Source organism: Propionivibrio sp., assembly GCF_016790145.1.
Lineage (GTDB): Bacteria > Pseudomonadota > Gammaproteobacteria > Burkholderiales > Rhodocyclaceae > Propionivibrio.
In genome coordinates, this window is sequence record NZ_JAEUOI010000198.1 from 1 (window position 1) to 3,834 (window position 3,834).

A 3,834-nucleotide genomic window follows, 5' to 3' on the forward strand; every position below is an offset into this window, starting at 1 on the left:
ACATTGGCCGGCAGATGCTGCCATGCCTCCAGAATGGCCTGCGTCTCGAAGGCGCCGTTGGCCTTGCGCTGCCAGTGGGTGAAGCGCGACTTGAACAGTACCCATAGCGTCTGGAAGATGAAGTATTCGGACAGGTGCCGGTCGATTCGCACCAGCCGCTCGCCGGTATTCACGTCAACGCTGGCCGGGGCGAGGATTTCGTAAAGGGCGGCAAACGCGCCTCGGGCGAATTTCGGATCGCGGAAGGCTTCGCGCATCGACCAATGCAGGGCGTTATAGCCATAGTGATCGACCGCCTCGCGGTCGGCGCCGAGCTCCAGCAAGGCGTCCACCAGCGGCACGTTGCCGGCGGCCGCAGCGGCCATCAGCGGCGTCTGGTTCATCGGCAGACGATGCTCGATACCGTGCTCGCGGCATTGTTTCAGGATGTCCTTGAAATGGCTGGCGAAGTAAGTCACGTAGGTCTTGCGTCCGAGCGTCAGGCGCTGCTGCGCCAGGTGTTTCGCCTGCTCGAATTTCGCCTCCTTGAGCAGCCATTCCGCCAGTTCCGGTTCGTCAAAGCAGGTGGCGTACTCGTAAAGCTGCTGCTTCATCTTGCCACCGGGCGCCTGTTCGCGAAACACCTTGATCAGCAGTTCGTTGATCTTCGCTTCGTTGAATACCGGCCACGGTACGGGCGTCTGTTTCAGGATGCTGCGGCGAATGGCTTCGGCTTGTTCCTGCTTGCCCTGCAATTCCAGCTTGCGCGCTTCTTTCTGCCAGTCTTCGAGGCTCGATTGTCTGGCCTCGACCGTGACCTGGCCGAGGTTCATGTCGAGCAGCCCGAAGAGCGGATGCCCGGTATCCGACTCGATGACGTAGATATTCCTGATGGCGCGCGTCAGCGCCACATAGAGGGCATTGACGAATAACTTGTAGACCTCCAGCGACTTGTCGTTCTTGTCTTTGCCCCGCCGGTAATCGAGCGTCTCCATGGCCAGATCGGTCCTGGCAACGCCTTCGACAATGTCGCTGAACTCGGCACGGTGATCGGAGATAAAGCGGTAGAGGACGATGTTCTCGTATTCGAGTCCCTTGGCTTCATGAATGGAAAACAGCAAGGGGGTGGCGAAGTGCTTTCGCGCTTCGCTCTTGTCTTCGTCGCGCATCACCAGCACGGCGAACTGGGTGGATTGGCGAATCTTCTGGTCAAGCTCGCGCTTGGTGGCGTCCTTGTCCGGCATCAGCGCGACTTGCCCGGCCTCGCCGCCGACCGCCTGCACAAGAAAATTGCTTTCACGGTCGATCGAGCCGAAACGCCGCTGCTTGATTTTGAGCAACTGGTTGGCGACGCGCGTGGCCTCCAGCCCGTTGCGGAAGTTGGCGGTGAGCACGCGCAGTTCCTGCCGTTCGGCGAGCTTGTGGTCTTTCCAGAACAGGCTTTTGACCTGACTCCAGGAGAAGAAGTTGGGATGGACGATCTGGTTGGAATCTCCGCACAGAAGGAAGTGACCCGGCTTCTTCAAGGTCTTCAGCACCAGCGCCAGTTGCACCGTGGTGATGTCCTGCACTTCGTCGATGACCACAAAGTCGTAGCGTGGCGCGGCCAGCGCCTGCCATTCCTGAGCGACCAGATTGAGGTCGTAGAGCTTGGCCTCGCTCAGCCAGGTGCGATACTTCTCGAACAGTTCGTATAGCGTTTCGCGCTGGTCGACGGGAAAAATGGACTGGCGTACGCCGAGTGCGCGGTACTCGTCCAGCGACAGAATTCCGCCGGCCCCTGCGGCAAGCACGCCGCGAATTTCCTCAAAGACCTGATGGCCGTCGAACGCCTTGAAGGACTGCCGCATACGCGCAAACCAGCCGGCGAAGTCGCGCCAGGTGGCTTCCCGACCCGACGGAACGTGGATCGACTCGACGAACTCTCGGTAAGAGAGGAACACGGCGTCCTGCCCGCTGTGCTCGAAACCGTTGGCGTAATACAGATCGCGGGCGCTCTGCGCCAGATAGCTGGAGTGGGTGACGTAAAGAACCTCGCCCTCGGCATGTTTCAGCTTTTCCAGGGTCAGTGCGGTCTTGCCGCTTCCGGCGCTGCCGACAACGATCAGCGGCGCTGGCTGGCGATAGATGGCGTCCTGCGTGTCGTCGAAGGAGATGGGCTTGTCGAGCAGATGAATGGCGGTGCGCTCGGGGTGCAGGTAGCGCACCGGCTGGGCTTCCCGGATGGCTTCATCGGCGTCGATGTCGGCTATCTTGCTCTCGTCGATAGCAGCGCCCCGCAGAAAGCGCGACTTGTCGTAGTCATGATTGGCGATCACTTCCAGCATCAGGGCACAGACCTCGTCACCGTGACGAATCAGGCAAAACAGCAGGCGGTCGGCAGCGTCGAGCTTGGCCCGGTAGAACTTGCCGTGGCTGAGGTTGGCCAGCTTCTTGACCTGGGCGGCGCGGAAGTCGTGACGTGCGATGGCATCAGCCACCTTGCGATAGCTGGCTTTGACACGCGAGGTGTCCAGGCCGGTATATTCGAGAATCTTCATCTTTTTTCGTCAACCAGCGGCCAGTAGATACGTTTAACGATTTGTCGCTTTCAGAGGAGTGTCCCCATGAACAACAGCCTGAGAAAACTGGTAGGCACCGCGCTCATCGTTATCATGGCGGCTCCGCTTTGCTCAACTGAAGCGTTGGCGGGAGGGCGTCACCACGGATACCAGCATAACGGGTACAACAACTACGGATACAAGCACAACAATTACGGTGCTTACCACGGCAATTACTACAGCAGCAGCCAGTTGTGGACGGCGGTGGGTGTAGGGGTGCTGGGCGGTGCACTTATTGGCGCGGCCTCTGCCCAGCCGGCCCCGGTTTATTATCAGCAACAGCCGACGGTTAACGTACAGCCCCCAGTTTACGTTCAACAGCCTTATTACGTCCAGCCGCCTGTTTACGTGCCAGCACCCCCGACTTACCAGTATAGATATGACCCTGGGTGTGGCTGCCTTCGCCAATATTAAAGTGGGCGAGGCATATAATCGGTTCCCTGTTTTCGTGTTTGTTTCCCCGTGCCATCAGATACCGAAAATCTTCAAGAAGGTATCCACAATCCCCTGAATGCCTCGCCCAAATAGTCCGGATCGATCGCCAGGATTCGGTGTCTCGGCATGGACGCAGCAACCATCGCCGGCCCAACTGTCGTTGAAAAGTTCCCGCTCGCCGAAGTAGTACGACCAGAAGGTCTCGTTACGTGCCACCGAATAGTTCAGGTTGGCGCTGAAACCGAGCGTGGCTGCCTGATTGACCGTCCGCCCGCTGGTGGCCGGCTCGACACGCACCCCACGACAGCCCTTGACGATCAGTTTTGCCGGGCTATGGAAGACGATGTAGCGGAACTGCAGGGTCAGCCAGGCACCGAGACTGCCGAACCGCCAGTGGCGGGTGATCTTCATCTGTTCGCCGCGGGTCTGGACGATGCCGACCAGACAGCTAGGCTGCAGGACCAGTGCAGAACCCGTCGGAACATCGAGCAGTGAGAATTCAGCGAGCGGATCGGTCGATGAGGAGACCGTGATGCGCTCTTCGCTGTTGGGGCGAATGCGGGTCAAGCGATACATCCCGGCGACCAGGCTGGTCAGCGGCATCGACCAGTCGAGCAGCCATTGGGTATCGCTCTTGGCGTTGAGCGGCATCCCCTGCAGATAACTGGGCAGTATCAGCAACTCGGAACGCCCGTCCAGTGTGAGAGGCAGCGACACCCGCGAGGGCATCGTCTGGCCCGATTCACTGCCAGCAGCTCCTATCGAAGTATAAATCCTTCCCGACGATTCTGGCAGCAGCTGAATGGGAGTGCAGCGCGCG

General features: G+C 59.5%; 3 protein-coding genes. 1 reads left to right on the forward strand and 2 read right to left on the reverse strand.

The annotated features are described in order from the left end of the window. A partial coding sequence (locus tag JNM42_RS16230) for an ankyrin repeat domain-containing protein (protein WP_294272530.1) occupies positions 1 to 2,519 on the reverse strand: 2,519 nt, incomplete at its 3' end. A gap of 66 nt (positions 2,520 to 2,585) precedes the next feature. Here JNM42_RS16230 and JNM42_RS16235 point away from each other — a divergent pair. Continuing rightward, positions 2,586 to 2,993: a hypothetical protein gene (locus tag JNM42_RS16235; protein ID WP_294272533.1), complete on the forward strand. Its 408-nt coding sequence runs from the start codon at positions 2,586 to 2,588 to the stop codon at positions 2,991 to 2,993. Between the two features lie 54 nt (positions 2,994 to 3,047). Here the strand turns inward: JNM42_RS16235 and JNM42_RS16240 are convergent. After that, positions 3,048 to 3,834, reverse strand: a 787-nt coding sequence (locus JNM42_RS16240; RefSeq protein ID WP_294272534.1) for a hypothetical protein, incomplete at its 5' end; no start/stop codon positions are given.